Here is a 17,573-nt window from a genome sequence, read left to right as displayed (position 1 = left end):
GGGAGATCCGGGGGCGGGGACGCACTGCTGTGGGCACGGCGCCGGACCGGGATCAACGGCCGGGCGCGTGCCGCACGGCGAGGCGGGGCGCCGCCGGGCGGGGCTCCGTACGCGGGCGCGCGTCCCGGACGGTCCCCGGATGCCGCGGGCGTCCCCGGGGCGCGGTGCGGAGTTGGCGGTCGGTGCGGTGGTCGCCGAGGGCTCCGTAGAGGGCCGGGCCGGCGAGGAACGCCGCGAGGGCGAGGACGGTGAGGTAGTCGAGGAACGTGTTCATGACTCCACTCTCGCGATCGCGGCGTACATCGGACAGTGGCAGGACTGTCATGGAAGTACGAATTACTGCCACACTGGAGCCATGCTGAACAATGTGGCCGTGGCCGTGGTGAACGGGGTCGCCCCGTTCGAGATGGGCATCTTCTGCGAGGTCTTCGGGATCGACCGCAGTGCGATGGGCCTGCCGACGTACGACTTCGCCGTCTGCGCGATGGAGGACAACCCCCTCTCCGTCGGCGACGGCCATTACAGCCTCACCCTCCCCCACGGGCCCGACCGGCTGGAGGAGGCGGACCTGATCTGCCTCCCCGCCGACCGCGACGCGCCCACCCGCGACTACCCGCGGCCGATGCTGGACGCCCTGCACCGGGCCGTCGGCCGCGGGGCGCGCGTCCTGAGCGTGTGCAGCGGCGCCTTCATCCTGGGCGCGGCCGGCCTGCTCGACGACCGGCGCTGCACCACGCACTGGATGCACGCCCCAGCCCTCGCCCGCCGCTACCCGCGGGCGCGGGTCGACCCCGACGTGCTGTACGTGGACGAGGGCCCGGTGATCACCTCGGCGGGCACGGCCTCCGGAATCGACGCGTGCCTGCACGTCGTACGGCAGGAGCAGGGCGCAGAGGTCGCCAACACCATCGCGCGCCGGATGGTCGTCCCGCCGCACCGGGACGGCGGCCAGGCCCAGTACATCCAGCGGCCGCTTCCCCGGACCCCCTGCGACACGGTCGGCGAGGTGATCGCGTGGATGGCGCGCCACCTGGCGGACGAGATCACCGTCGAGCAGCTCGCGGAGCGTGCCCACCTGTCCCCGCGCACGTTCGCCCGGCGCTTCCTCCAGGAGACCGGCAGCACCCCGTACCAATGGGTGCTGCGCCAGCGGGTGCTGCTCGCGCAGGAGCTGCTGGAGTCCACCGACGAGACGGTCGACGCGATCGCGGGCCGCTGCGGCTTCGGCAACGCGGCCGCGCTGCGCCACCACTTCCTGCGGGCCCTGGGCACGACCCCGAACTCGTTCCGCCGGGCCTTCCGGGGGCCCCGGGCGGTGGCCTGACCGGCCCGCCGCAGGCATGGACCCCGCTTCCCGCAGGCATGGATCCCGCGTCCGGTACGCGTGGACGCCGATCGGTTGACCGATATGCGACTGGCCGAAACCATGGGAACAGTTGACCCAAACCGGCCCCATTCGTAGCCGTTCGATGACGTACGGTGAGCATTGCCCGGCCCGACCGTCCGCACAGCGCCCGGGCCCCGCACCTCTCACCAAGCCCAGGGGGGCCTGTATGTCCCGTACCGCTCGCATTCTCACCGCCGCCGCGTTCGCCGCGCTGCTCGTCGGTGGTGCGGCCGCCACCGCGTCCGCGGACAGCGGCTGGGGTGCCGCTCCCGCCGACAGTGGCTGGGGTTCGGCCCCCGCCGACAGCGGCTGGGGGGCGAAGCCCGCGGACAGCGGCTGGGGTTCGGCTCCCGCCGACAGCGGCTGGGGTTCGGCACGGAAGTAGCCCGCCGCCGCGCGCCGCGACGTACGCGCCGCGCCGGCCGCATCAGGCGCACACGACAGGGCCCCGCTCCTCTACCGGAGCGGGGCCCTGTCGGCGTGCGCGCGGCGGCCGGCGCCCGCTAGGCGTTCGGGACGGTCTCGTAGCGCGGGGTGCCCTCTTCCATCTGCCGCAGCGCGTCCTTGCGGTCGCGCTTCGAGAGCCGGTCGATGTACAGGTACCCGTACAGGTGGTCGGTCTCGTGTTGCAGGCAGCGCGCGAAGTAGCCGGTGCCGCGCACCTTGATCGGGTTGCCCCGGGCGTCCTGGCCGGTGACCTCGGCGTAGTCCGGGCGGGCCAGCGAGGCGTACGCCGTCGGGACGGACAGGCAGCCCTCGTTGGAGTCGTCGAGGACCCGGGCGCCCGTCGGCAGCTCCACGAGCTTGGGGTTGACCACGACACCGGTGTGCCGGTTGCCGTCGTCGTCCGGGCAGTCGTAGACGAAGACCTTCGCGTCGACGCCGATCTGGTTCGCGGCCAGACCCACGCCCTCGGCGGCCTTCTGGCTGGCGAACATGTCGTCGATCAGCTGCGCCAGCTCGTCGCCGAACTCGGTGACGTCCTTGCACTCCCGGTGCAGGACCGGGTTGCCGACCACCGTGATCGGACGGGCGGTGCCACGCTCGCGGTGGGCGAGCTCGCGCTCCGCACAGCCCTCGGTGTCCACGACGTACCCGTCGTTCAGGTTCTCGACGACCTCGTTCTCCTGCTGCGCCATGTCCGCCGTACGCCTTCCGTAAGTCCTGGCACCGATGGTCGCCAATGGCCACCGATGTGCCCGTACAGCCTACGGCCCCGGCTCAGCAGACTTCTTCGAGATCCCGCCACTCTCGGCTGTCCGGACTGTCGGCGACCCAGCCGTCGAGCAGCCCGCGCACCAGGCCGGCCGGCGCCGCGATCCCGCATTCCCGTTCCGGCACCCACAGCGAACCGGAGCCGGCCGTACGGTGCCCCAGCGGCCCGGGGTGTCCCGGCTCGCTGTGGTCGTGCGGGTCCAGGTGCTCCCCGTCGCCCTCGTCGCTCGGCATCTCGCTCTCCGAGCAGGTGCGGCACAGCAGCCGAACCGACGAGGACCAGTCCTCGGCGGCGAAGCCCGCGTCCGAGGCCAGCTGCTCCAGCGCGTCACGGTCCGCCTCGGTCGCCGCCTCCAGCAGCACCACCCAGGTCGGCACCGGCGACGGCGCCCACAGCTCGATCTCGTCGAAGACCGGGTACGAGGGGCCGGCCGCGGTCACCCGTTCCCCGTGCGGCACCCCGTCGTGGAGCACGACCTCGCCCCAGCGCCGCCCGGACGACGGCAGCGGGATCGACAGGACCTCCAGCCGGGCCGGGTCCAGCCGGCGGCCCCAGACCACCTCGGCCTCGCCCTCGGGCGACAGCCGCACGGCGGCGCTGCCCAGCTCCATGCCGACCGGCTCGCCGCCGGACTTGCCGCCCGCTCCCGAGCCGTGCGAGTCCCCGGGCACCTTCAGCCCGTACGCCTGCCAGGCCCTGCGGGCCAGCGGCCAGTCCTGCAGCGCGGTGGCCGCGATCCCGACGTTCCACCAGTCCGGGGCGCCGGCCTCACGGTCCAGCAGGGCCACGGCGCGCAGCCCGGCGGCCCGCGCCTGCTCCCAGTCGTGGCGGAACTTGTGCAGCAGGGCCAGATTGAACCAGGACTCGGACAGCCAGGGTTCCAGGTCCGCCGCTCTGGTCAGCAGCGCTCCCGCGTCCTCGTACCGACCGTCTCCGATCAGCGTGAACGCGCGGTCGGTGGCCTGCCGCCACGAGGCGGAGGGCCGATGGCGTACCTTCCCGAAGATCCTCACGATTCCCGCCTGCCGGTCCAACGGTGCAGCCTTGCGGACACTTCACGGTCCCTCTTACTGGCATCCAACCATGCCCGCTCGGACGGCCGCTCATTACCCATGGGTTACCCAGGCGGGACGGGAACAACTCTGTCATGCCCCTCCCTGGCCAGAACCCTCGCCAGGGACTCCACGACGTCCGGCTCGTAGTCCCGCCCGGTGCCCAGCCGCAACTGCTCCAGGGCGGCCAGTGAGCCACCCGGGTGACGACTGCCCGCGACCAGGTCGTCGTACGCGTTCACCGCGCGCACGATCCGGGCGGCCACCGGCTGGTCCCGGTACGGATCGGCCTGCCGTTCCACCACCACCGCGACCTCGGCGGGCACCCCGGTCTGCCGGGCCACCTCCCCGCCCAGCCCGGCGATCCGGCGGGCCTCGGCGGCGGGCAGCTCGGCGGTCGCCCCGTCCGGGACCGGGTCCACCAGGGACAGCTGGCCGATGTCGTGCATCAGGGCGGCGTACTCCAGCACGGTGAGCTCCCGCTCCGACAGGCCGAGCTCCCGGCCGACGGCGCAGCTGAGCGAGGCGACCCGGCGGGAGTGGCCCGGCCGGGTGTATCCGGCGATCTCGGTGGCCCGGGCGAGGGAGGTGATGGTCTGGCGGTAGGTGGTGCGGATCGCGGTGATCCGGTGGAAGGACATCTGGGTCAGCAGCAGGGGCACGCTGAAGACGGGCAGGGCCCACAGCCCGGCGACGGCCACGCCCAGGGCCATGACGACCCCGGTGGCGCAGATCGCCGAGCCGATGCCCAGCTGGGCGCGCAGCTCGTCGCGCAGCAGCGGCCCGTACGGCCATCCGGTCCGGGCCCCGGCCAGGGCCGCGGCGAGCACGGCGTCGCACAGGGCGGTGAGGAAGAGCAGGCAGAGCAGGAAGAGGACCAGGTACGGGCTCTGGCCGAGCCACTGCTCCAGCCGGCCGGAGTTGTAGAGCGGCTGGAAACAGGCGGCGGCGAACGCGACGGTCAGGACCCGGCGGGCCACGTGGTCGAAGGCGGGACCGCTGCCCCGGGCGATGTGCGGGACGACGCCGACGAGGGCGGCGGCGACCACGACCGCGACGGTCTGCAGGACCCCGTGGTGGGAGGGCAGCCCGGCGTTCTGCCCGAGCAGGGCGTACGCGAGGGCTCCGGCGGAGCCGAGCGGGGCGGGCCGGCGGTCCTCGGCCGCGCCGGGCCCGGGGCACTCGGGGCGGCCGTCGGTGCGGCGGTCGGTGCGGCGGTCGCGGCGGGCGAGCTCGCCGACCGCGACGAGGGCGCCGAAGGCCAGGGCCGCGCCCGGATCCAGGACCCCGGTCCACAGGGTGTGGCCGAGGGCCGCGACGGTGATGAGCGCGGCGGCCGCGCGGACGCTCCCGGCGGCGGCCCCGCGCAGGCACGACGCGGCGGTCCCGGTCCGGCCCGGCGCGGCGCCGGTTCCCGTCACGCCCCCGCTCCCGGCCCGCGCCGCTCGTCGGGCGGCCGGAAGGTTCCTGCTCCGGAGCCGCCGGGCGGCGCCGCGGGGGCCGCGGCGGGCCGGCCGGCGCCCTGGAAGGCGGCCCGTCCCCCGTCGCCCGGCCGGTCCGGGACGGCGTCCCGGCCCTGCACCGGGAGCCCCGGCAGTCCCTGCGGTCCCGGGAGCCCCGGCCCGGCGGCGGGGGCGGCGGGGTCCGCGCCCGGGGCGGCGGCGCCGATCACCCGGAGGTCCTCGTCGGAGGTGACCACGGGATGCCAGCCGTGCCGTCCGATGGCCTCGGCCAGGGCCAGCACCATGGCCGGGTCGAACTGCGCCCCCGCGCAGCGCTCCAGCTCGGCCAGGGCGGTCGGCACCGGGCGGGCCCGGCTGTAGGAGCGGGTGGAGGTCATGGCGTCGAAGGCGTCGGCCACCGCCACCACCCGGGCCAGTACCGGGATCTGGTCGCCGGTCAGCCCGTACGGGTAGCCGGAGCCGTCGATCCGCTCGTGGTGGTGCAGGATCGCGGACCGCGCCTCGCCCAGGAAGCCGATGCCGCGCACCATCTCGTGCCCGTACTCGGGGTGCAGTTCGATGATCCGGCGTTCCTCGGGGGTGAGCGGCCCGTCCTTGCGCAGCAGCCTGGTGGGGACGCCGAGTTTGCCGACGTCGTGCAGGATCCCGGCGATGCGGACGACTTCGAGGCGGTCCTCGGCCATGCCCAGCTCGCGGGCGATCATCGCGGAGGCGTGGCCGACCCGCTCACTGTGGCCGCGCGTGTAGCGGTCCTTGATGTCGACGGCCTGGACGAGGGCGCGGATGGTGGCCCGGTGGGCGGCGCGCTCGCGGTGGTACTGGGCGAAGACCCAGCAGGAGATGTACATCGGCAGCAGGACCAGGAGCGCGGCCGTCAGTCCGTACGGGCTGCGCCACATGACGGCCATCATCAGCCCGGCCAGGCCGTGCACGCAGTGCGGGGCGAGGGACCGGGTCAGCGGCCCGCGCCAGGCCGTGGCGGCGCGGCGGCGCTCGGCGGTGACCAGGACGCCCCCGTCGAGGGCGGTGAGCACGAGGCAGAAGACGACGGCGCCGGCCGCCGCCGGGAGCAGGACGTACGGGAAGTCGGCGAGCCAGACGCCCGGTCCGGAGCCCCCGGAGGAGACGGCGGCCCCCGCGGGCCCGGCGGCCGCGCCCCGCGCGCCGAGCGCGGCCGGGCCGCCCAGCAGCCCGAACGCCTGCCCGGCGGCCCAGGCCGCCATCGCCTGCTGCGCGCAGTGCCAGACCCGGCGCACCCGTACGGGCCGCTCGGCCACGGTCCCGGCGAGGCCGCCGGGGACCGCGACGAGCGCGGCGGCCGCGGGCGGCAGCAGGAACACGGCGGCGAGCAGGACGGGGAAGAAGGAGCCGATGCCCTCGGGCACCCGGGCGCCCAGCAGGGGACAGAACTTGACGAGTTCGCAGCCGAGGTAGAGCGCGGACAGCAGGGCCACCGCCGCCCAGGGGGTGCCGGCGCCGGTGAGCGCGGGGGTGACGCAGGCGAGGGCCGCGAGGACGCCGCAGAGGATGTATCCGCGCGCCGCCGGCGGAAGTGCCCGCATGGCGCTCTCCTCCCCTGTGCCGTCCGAGCCGGTACCGAATCCAACCAGTACCGAAGGGGGAGACTAGGTGGGGCCCCGATCCCGGCGGGCCACATTTCCGCTTTGCGCCAAGCGGACGCCCCCGGATTCGCACCTTCGGGTGAACGAGGTGCCTTTCCGGGGGCGGTGGTTCGAACGGCGTCAGCCGGTGGCCGGGTTGTCCGCGGTGACGTCGTGGTCCGGCACCGCCTGGCCCGACCGGATCAGCTCGATCCGGCCCATGACCTTCGAGCGCAGGTCGCTCGGTACGTCGTCGGACCCGCAGCAGCGCTTGACCAGCTTCTTCACGGCCTGCTCCAGGCCGTACTTCTCCAGGCAGGGGTTGCACTCGCCGAAGTGTGTCTCGAACTTCGTGCAGTCGCTGTCGGGCATCTCGTGGTCGAGAAACTCGTACAGGTGGTCCAGGACCTCAGCGCACTCCGTCTCGTGCGGCTCTCCGCAACTCATGAGCCCGAGCCTTTCCGGTCGTTCGACTCTCCCCCGCCGGCGGGCACCAGCCCGCGCTCGCGGGCGTAGTCCTCCAGCATTCCGCGGAGTTGACGGCGGCCACGGTGCAGTCGCGACATGACCGTACCGATGGGTGTACCCATGATGTCCGCGATCTCCTTGTACGCAAAGCCCTCCACGTCGGCGAGATAGACCGCGATGCGGAACTCCTCCGGAATGGCCTGAAGGGCTTCCTTCACATCCGAATCGGGCAGGTGGTCGAGCGCCTGCGACTCGGCGGAACGCAGTCCGGTCGACATGTGCGACTCGGCGCGCGCCAGCTGCCAGTCCTCGATCTCCTCCGCGGCGCTGCGCTGGGGCTCGCGCTGCTTCTTGCGGTAGGAGTTGATGAACGTGTTGGTCAGGATGCGGTAGAGCCACGCCTTCAGGTTGGTGCCCTCGCGGAACTGGTGGAAGGACGCGTATGCCTTCGCGTACGTCTCCTGGACCAGGTCCTCGGCGTCGGCCGGGTTGCGCGTCATGCGCAGCGCGGCCGAGTACATCTGGTCGAGGTACCCGAGGGCATCCCGCTCGAAGCGCGCGTTGCGCTCCGGGGTCGTCTCCTCCGCGTGGCCTTCGTCGGTCCCAGCGACAGGACCCACCTCCTCCGACAGCGTGGCGGCTCCGAAAGCGGATCCGCTCGCATCGGAGAATAGTCGACCTTCCCTGCTCTCCGCCGCTCGGAGCGAGCCGCGCTTGGGCCCGGGCAGCACCGTCCAGTCCAGGTCAGCGGCCTGCCTGCGGTTCTGGCTGATGACCTGGGTCATGCGCTTCCTCTCCTCGGGCGAATTGCCGTGCGTACCGACATCCGGGACAACAGAAGGGCCGTACGGCGCATTCCCCGGCGGGCGGCGGGTCCCGCGCCCCCGTCGTGCCGCGGGACGGCGGTGCGCGCGCCGGTCCCGCGATCCGCCGCGCGAATGTGTCAGGTCGCGGTCAGGGCGCGAGCCGCTCCAGCCATTCGCCCACCGCTCCGGTGATCACGTCGAGGGCCTGCCGCTGGGTGGTCGGCGCCCGCTTCGGGACCGCGAAACCGTGGTCGCCGCCGGGCACCTCGACGAGCTCGTACGGGTCCTGCCCGCCCGGCGCCGGGAACTCCCCGGGGCGTCCGAAGGCGTCCCGGCCGCCCTGCACCACGAGGGCGGGCCGGCCGGCGCCGAGCAGTTCGCCGGCGCGGGACTTCTCGGGGCGGCCGGGCGGGTGCAGCGGGAACGCCAGCGCCAGTACCCCGGCGGCGCCGAGGGAGGCGGCGGTCCGGCAGGCCACCCGGGCCCCGGCGCTGCGGCCGCCCGCGACCACGGGCAGTCCGGGGCGGGCGAGCACCGGCCAGAGCCCGCGCCAGCCCTCGTCGAGCACCTTGGGCGCGGCGGCCACCTTCTTCCCGGCGACCCGCCAGGGCTGCTCGACCAGGGCCACGGTGATCCCGCGCGCGGGCAGGGCGGCGGCCAGCGCCTGGAGGTCACGGGCCTCGATGCCGCCGCCGGCGCCGTGGCCGACGGCGAGCACGAGGCGGGCGGCGGGGGCGCTGTGCCAGGTGACGCGGGCCTCGCCGGGCGGGGTGTCGACGCTTTCGCTACGCGGGGTCATGCGCCGATCATGCCGGGTCGGCGCCGGTCAGAAGAGCGTCGCCTCCTCCGGCGCGGCCAGCTCCTCCAGCAGTTCGGGACCGTTGTTGCGGACGTTGCTGACGGCGGTGGAGACGGGGTAGGCCCGCATCAGTCCGCCCGGCGGCGGCGCCAGCAGTTCCCGCAGTTCGCCGGGGTCGCTGCGGGCGGGGTCCAGCCAGGCGTCCCAGCGGTCGGGGGTCAGCATGAGCGGCATCCGGGGGTGGATGTCGGCGAGCGAGGCGGGTCCCTCGGCGGGGGCCACGCCCAGCGGCCCGGCCTCGGCCTCGGCGGTGATCACGGAGCAGGTCGCCCACCAGGCCCGGGGGTGGTCGGCGGGCAGGGTCGCGTCCCGCCAGAACTCGTAGAGGCCGGCCATGGCGAAGACGGAGCCGTCGGCGGGCAGCACGAAGTAGGGCTGCTTGCGCGCCCGCTTCTTCTTGCCCTCGACCTCCAGCTGCCGTTCGTCGTGGGCGGTGACCCACTCGTAGTAGCCGTCGGCGGGGACGATGCAGCGGCGCTGTGCGAACGGCCGCCGGAACGACGGCTTCTCGTGCAGCGTCTCGGACCTGGCGTTGATCATCCGGGCGGCGCCGTCGGGGTTCTTGGCCCAGGACGGCACCAGCCCCCACTTCAGGACGCGGAGCTGGCGAACCGGACGCGGGTCCGGAGCGTCTTTCACCGGACGGTCGAGGACGACGAGGACCTCTTTGGTCGGCGCCACGTTCCAGTCGGGCTCCAGAGACTCTTCCGGCTCCCACTTCTCGACGCCGAATGCCTCCACGAGGTCCTCGGGGCTCCGACTCGCCGCATACCGTCCGCACATGGCTGCCACACTGCCATGGCACCCGACCACCACCGCAAGGAGTCCGCCACTTCATGGACAGCAGCTCGACGGCCGGCCTCTGGGACCGGCTCACGGGGATACAGACGGCGCCCGACCTGTGGCTGGTGATCGTGACGGGGGTGGCGGCGCTGGCCGCCGTCGGGCCGCGGCCGCTGTGGCGGCTCTCGCGCAACGCCGTCACCATCGCGCACGAGGGCGGGCACGGCCTGCTGGCGCTGCTCACGGGGCGCCGCCTGGACGGGATACGCCTGCACTCCGACACCAGTGGCGTCACCGTCAGCCGGGGCAAGCCGACCGGCCTCGGCATGATCCTGACCGCGGCCGCCGGATACACCGCGCCCTCGCTGCTCGGGCTCGGCGGGGCCGCGCTGCTGTCCGCGCACCGGATCACGCTGCTGCTGTGGGCGGCGACCGCCCTGCTCGTGGTGATGCTGGTGATGATCCGCAACGCGTACGGGGCCCTGACGGTGATCCTGACCGGCGGAACCTTCCTGCTGGTGTCCTGGCTGGCCCCCGCGGAGGTCCAGGCCGCCTTCGCGTACGCGGTGGTGTGGTTCCTGCTGCTGGGCGGAGTACGGCCGGTCTTCGAGCTCCAGGCCAAGCGCCGGGGCGGCGGCGCACCGGATTCCGACGCCGACCAGCTGGGGCGGCTCACGCACGTCCACCCGGTGGTGTGGCTGGTCCTCTTCCACGTCGTCGCGCTCTGCTCCCTCGTCGGCGGCGGCCGCTGGCTGCTCGGCCTCTGAGACGGCGTCGCGATCAAGATCCGGCGCCGGGCGGAGCCACTAAAGTGGGGGCCATGACCGATTCCCCCGCGCTCCCCGCCCTCTGGCCCGCTCCGCTCGCCGAAGCGGCCGTACACGCCACCGTCACGGTGCCCGGGTCCAAATCGGTCACCAACCGGGCCCTGGTCCTGGCCTCCCTCGCCTCCGAGCCCGGCTGGGTACGCCGGCCGCTGCGCTCGCGCGACTCCCGGCTGATGTCCGACGCCCTGCGCGCGATGGGCGTGGGCATCGAGGAGACCGTGTCCTCCAGCTCCGCCGGGGACGGCGCGGGCGGCGAGGCCTGGCGGGTCATCCCGGCGGCGCTGCACGGACCGGCCACGGTCGACGTCGGCAACGCGGGTACGGTCATGCGCTTCCTGCCGCCCGTCGCCACCCTCGCCGCGGGCGACATCCGCTTCGACGGCGACCCCCGCTCCTACGAGCGTCCGCTGGGCCAGGTCATCACCGCGCTGCGCACGCTCGGTGCCCGGATCGACGACGACGGCCGGGGCGCGCTGCCGCTGACCGTCCAGGGCGGCGGGGCCCTGGAGGGCGGGGTCGTCGAGATCGACGCGACCAACTCCTCCCAGTTCGTCTCCGCGCTGCTGCTCTCCGCCCCGCGCTTCAACCAGGGCGTCGAGGTGCGGCACGTGGGCACCAACCTGCCGTCGATGCCGCACATCCGGATGACCGTGGAGATGCTGCGCGCGGCGGGCGCGCAGGTGGACACCCCCGAGGCCGGCGGCGAGAAGAACGTGTGGCGGGTCTCCCCCGGCGCCCTGCTGGGCCGCGACATGGTCGTGGAACCGGACCTCTCCAACGCCCAGCCCTTCATGGCGGCCGCCCTGATCACCGGCGGCACGGTCACGATCCCGGACTGGCCGCGCCGCACCACGCAGCCCGGTGACGCGCTGCGCCGGATCTTCACGGAGATGGGCGGCTCCTGCGAGCTGACCGACGACGGCCTGGTCTTCTCGGGCACCGGAAAGATCCACGGCATCGACGTGGACCTGGGCGAGGTCGGCGAGCTGACCCCGGGCATCGCCGCGGTGGCGGCCCTGGCCGACTCGGAGTCCGTCCTGCGCGGGGTCCAGCACCTGCGGATGCACGAGACCGACCGGCTGGCCGCGCTGACCAAGGAGATCAACGCGCTCGGCGGAGACGTCACCGAGACCGCGGACGGGCTGCGCATCCGGCCGCGCGCGCTGCACGGCGGCACCTTCCACACGTACGACGACCACCGGATGGCCACCGCGGGCGCGGTGATCGGCCTGGCGGTGGACGGGGTGCTCATCGAGAACGTGGCGACGACCGCCAAGACCCTGCCGGACTTCCCGGCGATGTGGGCGGACATGCTCGCCGGGACCTCCGGCGTTCCCGCGGCCTCCGGCGCCGCCGGTGCCGGTGCCGGTGCCTCCGGGACGTCCCCCGGTGGCCCCTCCCGGGCCGGAGCGGGTGCGGGAGCGTAGGGCCCGTCATGCGCAGGTACGGCAAGAACACCGACGAGGACGACATCCGGTCCCGCCCCAACCGCAAGGGCAACCGGCCCCGGACCACCATCCGGCCCAAGCACGAGGACGCCTCGGAGGGCTTCGTCCTCACCGTCGACCGCGGCAGGCTGACGTGTCTGGTCGAGGACCGGACCGTGCACGCGATGAAGGCCCGCGAGCTGGGCCGCAAGGCGGCGGTGGTCGGCGACCGGGTCTGGATCGTCGGTGACCTGACCGGCAAGAAGGACACCCTCGCCCGGATCGTGCGGATCGAGGAGCGCAAGTCCGTCCTGCGGCGCACCGCGGACGACGACGACCCGTACGAGCGGGTGGTCGTCGCCAACGCCGACCAGCTGGCGATCGTCACGGCCCTGGCCGATCCGGAGCCGCGGCCGCGCATGATCGACCGGTGTCTGGTGGCGGCGTACGACGCGGGTCTGGAGCCCCTGCTGGTGCTCACGAAGTCCGACCTGACGTCCGCCGACAAGATCCTGGAGATCTACTCGACCTTCGGCCTGAACTACGTCGTCACCAACCGCGAGGAGCTGGCGACGGGCGACGCCGCCGATCGGGTGCGCGAGCGCCTCAACGGCCGGATCACCGCCTTCGTCGGGCACTCGGGCGTCGGCAAGACCACCCTGGTGAACTCGCTGGTCGCCGAGGGCCGCCAGCGCGCCACCGGGCACGTCAACGCGGTGACCGGCCGCGGCCGGCACACCACCACCTCGGCGCTGGCCCTGCCGCTGCCCTCGGGCGACGGCTGGGTCATCGACACCCCGGGCGTGCGCTCCTTCGGCCTGCATCACGTGGACCCGTCCCGGGTGATCCTGGCCTTCCCCGACCTGGTGCCCGGTACGGAGGGCTGCCCGCGCGCCTGCAGCCACCACGAGCCGGGCTGCGCGCTCGACGCGTGGGTGGAGGACGGCCACGCGGACCAGGCCCGGCTGTACTCGCTGCGGCGGCTCCTGGAGACCCGCGAGCGCCGCGAGGGCGACTGACCGGTCCTGCGGCCGCCTGCCTGCGGACCTCTTCGCGGCCCGGCCGGCCGCGTCCGGCGGGGTTTGCGGACGGCCACGCCTGGTAAAGGCATACTCGCACCGAGTGGCGCGCAGGCCCCGGGCCGGACTCCGGCCCCGGCCGCGCCACGTGAGGCGGGGAGGCATTCGACATGGCGTGGCTGCTGGTCGTGGTCGCGGGGATCCTGGAGACCGGTTTCGCGGTCTGCCTCAAGCTGTCCCACGGGTTCACCCGGCTCTGGCCGACCATCGCCTTCGCGTGCTTCGCGCTCGGCAGCTTCGGCCTGCTGACGCTGGCGCTCAAGAAGCTGGACGTGGGCCCGGCGTACGCGGTGTGGACGGGCATCGGAGCGGCCGGGACGGCGATCTACGGCATGGTCTTCCTCGGCGACCTGGTCTCCACCCTCAAGCTCGTCTCGATCTCGCTGGTCATCCTGGGCGTCATCGGCCTCCAGCTGTCCGGGTCGGCTCACTGAGCAGCCGCAGCATCTCCCGCGCGTCCGGCTCCTCCCCGGGGGCGATCACGTAGGACAGGGCGAGCCGTACGACGAGCTCGCACCGCCGGGCGTCCTCCCGGGGAGCCAGTGCTCCGGCGGCCCGGTCGCGCACGGCGCGCGCCAGCTCCCCCGGCCCCGGCGCCCGCCCGGCGGCGGGCAGCGCCACGTCCCAGGCCCCGGTGAGCAGGGCCCGTACGAGGGGTCGGGCGCGCGCCGCCCGTACGGTCCACTCCGCGACGGCGGCGAGCCGCTCGGCGTCCGCGGCCGGAGCGGACAGGGCCCGGTCCACCCCGTCGAGGTACCGGTCGGCCTCCCGCCGGACCAGGGCGCGGCCCAGCCCGGCCTTGCCGCCGAACTCGTTGTAGAGGGTCTGGCGGGACACTCCGGCGGCCGCGGCCACCTCGACCATCGTGACGGCGGGCCAGGGCCGGGCCGAGAGCGCCGCTCCCGCCGCGTCCAGTAAGGACTCCCGGGCTGCCGGCATGGGTCGCCTCCCCCTCCGGGCGTCCCGACGGGCTTTCCCGCCGGACCCCCCTCCGCCAGAGTTGACGGGGCGACAGATCCTGTCAAGGGCGCGTCCCGGGCGCGCAGGCGGCCGCGATACTGTTCGGCCATGTCCGAGTATGACGATGACCTGCGCCTTGCCCTCGACCTCGCCGACGCGGCGGACGCCGCCACCATGGAGCGTTTCCGTGCCCTCGACCTGGTGGTCGAGACGAAGCCGGACATGACCCCGGTGAGCGAGGCCGACAAGGCCGCGGAGGAGATCATCCGGGCCGGGATCGCGGCCGCCCGCCCCGGGGACGCGATCCTGGGCGAGGAGTACGGCCTGGAGGGCTCCGGTCCGCGCCGCTGGGTCGTGGACCCGATCGACGGCACGAAGAACTACGTGCGCGGGGTCCCCGTGTGGGCCACCCTGATCTCTTTGATGGCCGAGGACGCCGACGGCGTGTTCCGCCCGGTGGTCGGCGTGGTGTCGGCGCCGGCGCTGGGCCGCCGCTGGTGGGCGGCGCAGGGCGGCGGCGCGTTCGCGGGCGGCGCGCTCGGCGCGACGACGGCGATCGGCGTCTCGAAGGTGGCCGGGCTGGGTGACGCCTCGTTCGCGTACTCCTCGCTGACCGGCTGGGAGGAGCAGGGCCGCCTCCCCGGCTTCCTGGACCTCACCCGCGCCTGCTGGCGCACCCGCGGCTACGGCGACTTCTGGCCGTACATGATGGTCGCCGAAGGCTCGCTGGACCTGTGTGCCGAGCCGGAGCTGAGCCTGTGGGACATGGCCGCCCTCGCGGTCGTCGTCCAGGAGGCGGGCGGACGCTTCACCGGCCTGGACGGCGTGGACGGCGTGCACGGCGGGAACGCGGCCGCCTCGAACGGTCTGCTCCACGACGAGATGCTGGACCTGCTGCGCCCGCGCGCCTGATCCCCGCTCCGGCGCGGACCCGCGGGCACGGTGCGCGCTACGCGCCTCCTTGTCGGCCTCCCCGGTCCGTGGGAATCTGAGGATCCGCCCGCTTGTGCCTTTGTGAATGACTTCTCAATCGGCACCCACCCAAGCGGGCGGACTCACCCCAGGAGGTGGCTCTCTTCATGCTCGTCCGCGACGCAATGAGCTCTGTGATCCTCACCCTCGGACCCGCGCACACCCTTCGTCAGGCGGCCTGCCTGATGTCCGGCCGGCGCGTGGGCGCGGCCGTCGTCCTCGACCCCGAGCACAGCGGGATAGGCATCCTGACCGAGCGCGACATCCTCAACTCCATCGGCGCGGGGCACGACCCCGACCTCGAGTCCGTGGGGGCCCACACGACCAACAACGTCGTGTTCTGCACCCCGGAGGCCACCGTGCAGGAGGCCGCCGAGGCCATGGTCCACGGGGGCTTCCGGCATCTGATCGTCCTGGAGCACGGCGGCCCGGTGGGCATCGTCTCCGTGCGCGACGTGATCCGCTGCTGGGTCCCGGGCCGGCGGCGCACGGCCGAACTGGCGGGCTGAACGGGCCGGCCGGACCGGCGGGCCGAACGGCAGGAGGGCCGGACCCCCGTCGGGGATCCGGCCCTCCTGTTTCGGCGAGCGGCGGGCTGCTAGCCGCGGAGGGCCTGGACCGCGGCGTCCAGCCGCTTGCCGAAGTCGCCGTCCGCCTGGCGGAAGTTGTTGACCGCGCGCTCGGCGATGTCGTCGCGCGAGACCTTGGCGATGAAGCCGGCCAGGTTCTCCACGAGGCGGGACTTCTCGTCCTGCGAGTACAGGCGGTACAGGTTGCCCGCCTGGACGAAGTCGTTGTCCTCGCGGTGGACCGGCGCGGCGTGGTTGCCGGTGCCCCCGGTCAGCGGGACGGGCTGCCACAGCGGGCGGTCGGTCTGGTGCGGGCCGCCGAAGCTGTTGGGCTCGTAGTTCTTCGCGCCCTTGTGGCGGCCGTCGTACAGGTGGCCGTCGCGGGAGTGCGTCCGCGCCTCGGTGGCGTGCGGGCGGTTCACCGGCAGGTGGTCGGCGTTGATGCCGACGCGGTAGCGGTGGGCGTCGCCGTAGCCGAACAGGCGGCCCTGGAGCATCTTGTCCGGGGACGGGCCGATGCCGGGCACGAAGTGCGCCGGGGAGAAGACCGACTGCTCGACCTCGGCGAAGACGTTCTCCGGGTTGCGGTTGAGCTCCAGCCTGCCGATCTCGACCGGCGGGTAGTCCTCGTGCGGCCACACCTTGGTGAGGTCGAACGGGTTGAAGCGGTACCCGGCGGCCTCGGCGGCCGGCATGACCTGGACCTGCACGGTCCAGCTCGGGAAGTCGCCGCGCTCGATGGACTCGCGCAGGTCGCGCTGGTGCGAGTCGGGGTCCTCGCCGGCCAGCAGGTTGGCCTCGGCCTGGGTGAGGTTCTTGATGCCCTGGTCGGTCTTGAAGTGGTACTTGACCCAGAAGACCTCGCCGGCCTCGTTGTTCCACTGGAACGTGTGCGAGCCGTAGCCGTTCATGTGGCGGTAGGACGCCGGGATGCCCCGGTCGCCGAACAGCCAGGTCACCTGGTGGGTCGACTCGGGCGACAGACCCCAGAAGTCCCAGACGTTGTCCGCCTCCTGCGAGCCCGTGTACGGGTCGCGCTTCTGGGTGTGGATGAAGTCGGGGAACTTGATGGCGTCCTTGATGAAGAACACCGGGGTGTTGTTGCCGACGAGGTCGTAGTTGCCCTCTTCGGTGTAGAACTTCAGCGCCCAGCCGCGCGGGTCGCGCACCGCATCGGCGGAGCCGAGGTTGCCGGCGACCGTGGAGAAGCGCAGGAAGGTCTCGGTCTCCTTGCCGACCTCGGACAGGAACGCAGCCCGGGTCCACCGGGAGACGTCGCGGGTCAGCGTGAAGGTGCCGTACGCGCCGGCGCCGCGGGCGTGGACCACGCGCTCCGGGATGCGCTCGCGGTTGAAGTGCGCGAGCTTCTCCAGCAGCAGCTGGTCCTGGACCAGGACGGGGCCGCCGACCCCGGCGGTCTCGCTGTTCTGGTTGTCGGCGACCGGAGCCCCGGTCGCCGTGGTGAGCGGTCCCTGCGTCACGTGCGCCTCCTGCGTCATTCCTGCGTGTCCCGTCCTCGGCCTGAGCCGTACCTGATCCTATAATAGACAATGTCTAAGTCAAGCAGATATCCAACTCCACACTCGTTCGGGAGTTACACCGAGTTCCGTCGCTGTTAGGCTGGCGCTCATGAGTGACCTTCTGGAACGACTTCGCGGACGCGGCTGGCGCATGACGGCCCAGCGGCGCGTCGTGGCCGAGGTGCTCGACGGTGACCACGTGCACCTGACGGCCGACGAGGTGCACGCGCGCGCCGTGGCCAAACTCCCCGAGATCTCCCGCGCGACCGTCTACAACACCCTGGGCGAGCTGGTCACCCTCGGCGAGGTCCTGGAGGTCTCCACGGACCGACGCGCCAAGCGGTACGACCCCAATGCCCACCGGCCGCACCAACACCTGGTCTGCGCCCGGTGCGGAGCGATCCGCGACGTCCACCCGGCGGGCGACCCGCTGGCCGACCTGCCGGACACGGAGCGCTTCGGCTTCACGGTGTCGGCGGTCGAGGTGACGTACCGGGGGGTCTGCCCGAACTGCGCGGGCGCCTGATCACGAGCCGTACGCGGGAGGGGCCCGGAGCGTGTGCCCGTGCGCCCGTGTGCCCGTG

Annotated in this window: 20 protein-coding genes; 9 read left to right on the top strand and 11 right to left on the bottom strand. The window is 73.5% G+C overall.

Annotated features, from left to right (window positions below; genetic code table 11):
* Positions 1 to 52: 52 nt before the first annotated feature.
* Complete coding sequence (locus tag ABT106_RS20500; RefSeq protein ID WP_351279263.1) at positions 53 to 274, bottom strand: hypothetical protein; 222 nt, start codon at positions 272 to 274, stop codon at positions 53 to 55.
* 81 nt (positions 275 to 355) lie between these two features.
* On the opposite strand from ABT106_RS20500, the gene ABT106_RS20495 reads away from it, so the two are divergent.
* Positions 356 to 1,324, top strand: coding sequence for a helix-turn-helix domain-containing protein (locus ABT106_RS20495; protein ID WP_351279260.1), 969 nt, complete (start codon positions 356 to 358; stop codon positions 1,322 to 1,324).
* 229 nt (positions 1,325 to 1,553) lie between these two features.
* Positions 1,554 to 1,772: a hypothetical protein gene (locus ABT106_RS20490; protein WP_351279257.1), complete on the top strand. Its 219-nt coding sequence runs from the start codon at positions 1,554 to 1,556 to the stop codon at positions 1,770 to 1,772.
* Positions 1,773 to 1,890: 118 nt separating this feature from the next.
* On the opposite strand, the gene def is transcribed toward ABT106_RS20490, so the two are convergent.
* The 8 genes from def to ABT106_RS20450 form a co-directional block, all read right to left on the bottom strand.
* A complete protein-coding gene (gene def, locus ABT106_RS20485; RefSeq protein ID WP_351279254.1) occupies positions 1,891 to 2,526 on the bottom strand; it encodes a peptide deformylase in 636 nt (211 codons plus the stop codon).
* An 82-nt stretch (positions 2,527 to 2,608) separates the two neighbouring features.
* Positions 2,609 to 3,616 (bottom strand): tetratricopeptide repeat protein, encoded by a 1,008-nt coding sequence (locus tag ABT106_RS20480; protein ID WP_267718013.1) that lies wholly within the window; start codon positions 3,614 to 3,616, stop codon positions 2,609 to 2,611.
* 104 nt (positions 3,617 to 3,720) lie between these two features.
* Positions 3,721 to 5,025, bottom strand: a complete 1,305-nt coding sequence (locus ABT106_RS20475) for an HD-GYP domain-containing protein (RefSeq protein WP_351279277.1) — start codon at positions 5,023 to 5,025, stop codon at positions 3,721 to 3,723.
* Between the two features lie 47 nt (positions 5,026 to 5,072).
* Entirely contained in the window at positions 5,073 to 6,680 is a 1,608-nt protein-coding gene (locus ABT106_RS20470) for an HD-GYP domain-containing protein (RefSeq protein ID WP_351279252.1), read from the bottom strand.
* Between the two features lie 180 nt (positions 6,681 to 6,860).
* Positions 6,861 to 7,166 (bottom strand): mycothiol system anti-sigma-R factor, encoded by a 306-nt coding sequence (gene rsrA, locus ABT106_RS20465; RefSeq protein WP_267718020.1) that lies wholly within the window; start codon positions 7,164 to 7,166, stop codon positions 6,861 to 6,863.
* Positions 7,163 to 7,807, bottom strand: a complete 645-nt coding sequence (locus ABT106_RS20460; protein ID WP_267718386.1) for a sigma-70 family RNA polymerase sigma factor — start codon at positions 7,805 to 7,807, stop codon at positions 7,163 to 7,165. Before ABT106_RS20460 ends, rsrA begins: the two co-directional genes overlap by 4 nt.
* A gap of 334 nt (positions 7,808 to 8,141) precedes the next feature.
* Positions 8,142 to 8,792, bottom strand: coding sequence for an alpha/beta hydrolase family protein (locus ABT106_RS20455; protein ID WP_351279249.1), 651 nt, complete (start codon positions 8,790 to 8,792; stop codon positions 8,142 to 8,144).
* A 27-nt stretch (positions 8,793 to 8,819) separates the two neighbouring features.
* Positions 8,820 to 9,635, bottom strand: a complete 816-nt coding sequence (locus tag ABT106_RS20450; protein WP_351279246.1) for an SOS response-associated peptidase — start codon at positions 9,633 to 9,635, stop codon at positions 8,820 to 8,822.
* A gap of 53 nt (positions 9,636 to 9,688) precedes the next feature.
* Between ABT106_RS20450 and ABT106_RS20445 the strand changes: the two genes are divergently transcribed.
* The 4 genes from ABT106_RS20445 to ABT106_RS20430 all read left to right on the top strand — a co-directional run bounded on the left by ABT106_RS20445 (position 9,689) and on the right by ABT106_RS20430 (position 13,402).
* Positions 9,689 to 10,402: a M50 family metallopeptidase gene (locus ABT106_RS20445; protein ID WP_351279244.1), complete on the top strand. Its 714-nt coding sequence runs from the start codon at positions 9,689 to 9,691 to the stop codon at positions 10,400 to 10,402.
* A gap of 53 nt (positions 10,403 to 10,455) precedes the next feature.
* Positions 10,456 to 11,889 (top strand): 3-phosphoshikimate 1-carboxyvinyltransferase, encoded by a 1,434-nt coding sequence (gene aroA, locus ABT106_RS20440; RefSeq protein WP_351279241.1) that lies wholly within the window; start codon positions 10,456 to 10,458, stop codon positions 11,887 to 11,889.
* Between the two features lie 8 nt (positions 11,890 to 11,897).
* Positions 11,898 to 12,908: a ribosome small subunit-dependent GTPase A gene (gene rsgA / locus ABT106_RS20435; protein WP_351279239.1), complete on the top strand. Its 1,011-nt coding sequence runs from the start codon at positions 11,898 to 11,900 to the stop codon at positions 12,906 to 12,908.
* A 170-nt stretch (positions 12,909 to 13,078) separates the two neighbouring features.
* Positions 13,079 to 13,402 (top strand): DMT family transporter, encoded by a 324-nt coding sequence (locus ABT106_RS20430; protein ID WP_030225858.1) that lies wholly within the window; start codon positions 13,079 to 13,081, stop codon positions 13,400 to 13,402.
* Here ABT106_RS20430 and ABT106_RS20425 read toward each other — a convergent pair.
* Positions 13,368 to 13,907, bottom strand: a complete 540-nt coding sequence (locus ABT106_RS20425; protein ID WP_351279235.1) for a TetR/AcrR family transcriptional regulator — start codon at positions 13,905 to 13,907, stop codon at positions 13,368 to 13,370. The genes ABT106_RS20430 and ABT106_RS20425 overlap by 35 nt on opposite strands.
* Before the next feature lie 129 nt (positions 13,908 to 14,036).
* Here ABT106_RS20425 and hisN point away from each other — a divergent pair, with 129 nt between their 5' ends.
* Positions 14,037 to 14,840 (top strand): histidinol-phosphatase, encoded by an 804-nt coding sequence (hisN, locus tag ABT106_RS20420; protein ID WP_351279232.1) that lies wholly within the window; start codon positions 14,037 to 14,039, stop codon positions 14,838 to 14,840.
* A gap of 167 nt (positions 14,841 to 15,007) precedes the next feature.
* Positions 15,008 to 15,409, top strand: coding sequence for a CBS domain-containing protein (locus ABT106_RS20415; protein WP_351279229.1), 402 nt, complete (start codon positions 15,008 to 15,010; stop codon positions 15,407 to 15,409).
* An 89-nt stretch (positions 15,410 to 15,498) separates the two neighbouring features.
* Here ABT106_RS20415 and ABT106_RS20410 read toward each other — a convergent pair whose 3' ends face one another.
* Positions 15,499 to 16,968 carry a catalase gene (locus tag ABT106_RS20410; RefSeq protein WP_351279226.1) on the bottom strand — a complete coding sequence of 490 codons (1,470 nt, stop codon included), beginning with the start codon at positions 16,966 to 16,968 and terminating at the stop codon, positions 15,499 to 15,501.
* 130 nt (positions 16,969 to 17,098) lie between these two features.
* Between ABT106_RS20410 and ABT106_RS20405 the strand changes: the two genes are divergently transcribed.
* On the top strand, positions 17,099 to 17,515 hold the full coding sequence (locus ABT106_RS20405; protein WP_267718042.1) for a Fur family transcriptional regulator: 417 nt from the start codon (positions 17,099 to 17,101) through the stop codon (positions 17,513 to 17,515).
* Positions 17,516 to 17,573: the final 58 nt, after the last annotated feature.

This window comes from Streptomyces sp. NPDC002044, from assembly GCF_040296725.1.
In the GTDB taxonomy this organism is placed as follows: domain Bacteria; phylum Actinomycetota; class Actinomycetes; order Streptomycetales; family Streptomycetaceae; genus Streptomyces; species Streptomyces antarcticus.
The sequence above is the reverse complement of the archived record's forward strand: the minus strand, read 5'-3'. Positions and strand labels throughout refer to the sequence as shown.

What these genes read in the sequence shown, in the direction of transcription:
- ABT106_RS20470 (WP_351279252.1), bottom strand. Translation starts at nt 6,680, where the DNA reads ATGCGGGCACTTCCGCCGGCGGCGCGCGGATACATCCTCTGCGGCGTC.
- def (WP_351279254.1), bottom strand. Translation starts at nt 2,526, where the DNA reads ATGGCGCAGCAGGAGAACGAGGTCGTCGAGAACCTGAACGACGGGTAC.
- aroA (WP_351279241.1), top strand. Translation starts at nt 10,456, where the DNA reads ATGACCGATTCCCCCGCGCTCCCCGCCCTCTGGCCCGCTCCGCTCGCC.
- ABT106_RS20410 (WP_351279226.1), bottom strand. Translation starts at nt 16,968, where the DNA reads ATGACGCAGGAGGCGCACGTGACGCAGGGACCGCTCACCACGGCGACC.
- ABT106_RS20405 (WP_267718042.1), top strand. Translation starts at nt 17,099, where the DNA reads ATGAGTGACCTTCTGGAACGACTTCGCGGACGCGGCTGGCGCATGACG.
- rsgA (WP_351279239.1), top strand. Translation starts at nt 11,898, where the DNA reads ATGCGCAGGTACGGCAAGAACACCGACGAGGACGACATCCGGTCCCGC.
- ABT106_RS20495 (WP_351279260.1), top strand. Translation starts at nt 356, where the DNA reads ATGCTGAACAATGTGGCCGTGGCCGTGGTGAACGGGGTCGCCCCGTTC.
- ABT106_RS20415 (WP_351279229.1), top strand. Translation starts at nt 15,008, where the DNA reads ATGCTCGTCCGCGACGCAATGAGCTCTGTGATCCTCACCCTCGGACCC.
- ABT106_RS20430 (WP_030225858.1), top strand. Translation starts at nt 13,079, where the DNA reads ATGGCGTGGCTGCTGGTCGTGGTCGCGGGGATCCTGGAGACCGGTTTC.
- rsrA (WP_267718020.1), bottom strand. Translation starts at nt 7,166, where the DNA reads ATGAGTTGCGGAGAGCCGCACGAGACGGAGTGCGCTGAGGTCCTGGAC.
- ABT106_RS20425 (WP_351279235.1), bottom strand. Translation starts at nt 13,907, where the DNA reads ATGCCGGCAGCCCGGGAGTCCTTACTGGACGCGGCGGGAGCGGCGCTC.
- ABT106_RS20450 (WP_351279246.1), bottom strand. Translation starts at nt 9,635, where the DNA reads ATGTGCGGACGGTATGCGGCGAGTCGGAGCCCCGAGGACCTCGTGGAG.
- ABT106_RS20490 (WP_351279257.1), top strand. Translation starts at nt 1,554, where the DNA reads ATGTCCCGTACCGCTCGCATTCTCACCGCCGCCGCGTTCGCCGCGCTG.
- ABT106_RS20455 (WP_351279249.1), bottom strand. Translation starts at nt 8,792, where the DNA reads ATGACCCCGCGTAGCGAAAGCGTCGACACCCCGCCCGGCGAGGCCCGC.
- ABT106_RS20445 (WP_351279244.1), top strand. Translation starts at nt 9,689, where the DNA reads ATGGACAGCAGCTCGACGGCCGGCCTCTGGGACCGGCTCACGGGGATA.
- hisN (WP_351279232.1), top strand. Translation starts at nt 14,037, where the DNA reads ATGTCCGAGTATGACGATGACCTGCGCCTTGCCCTCGACCTCGCCGAC.
- ABT106_RS20500 (WP_351279263.1), bottom strand. Translation starts at nt 274, where the DNA reads ATGAACACGTTCCTCGACTACCTCACCGTCCTCGCCCTCGCGGCGTTC.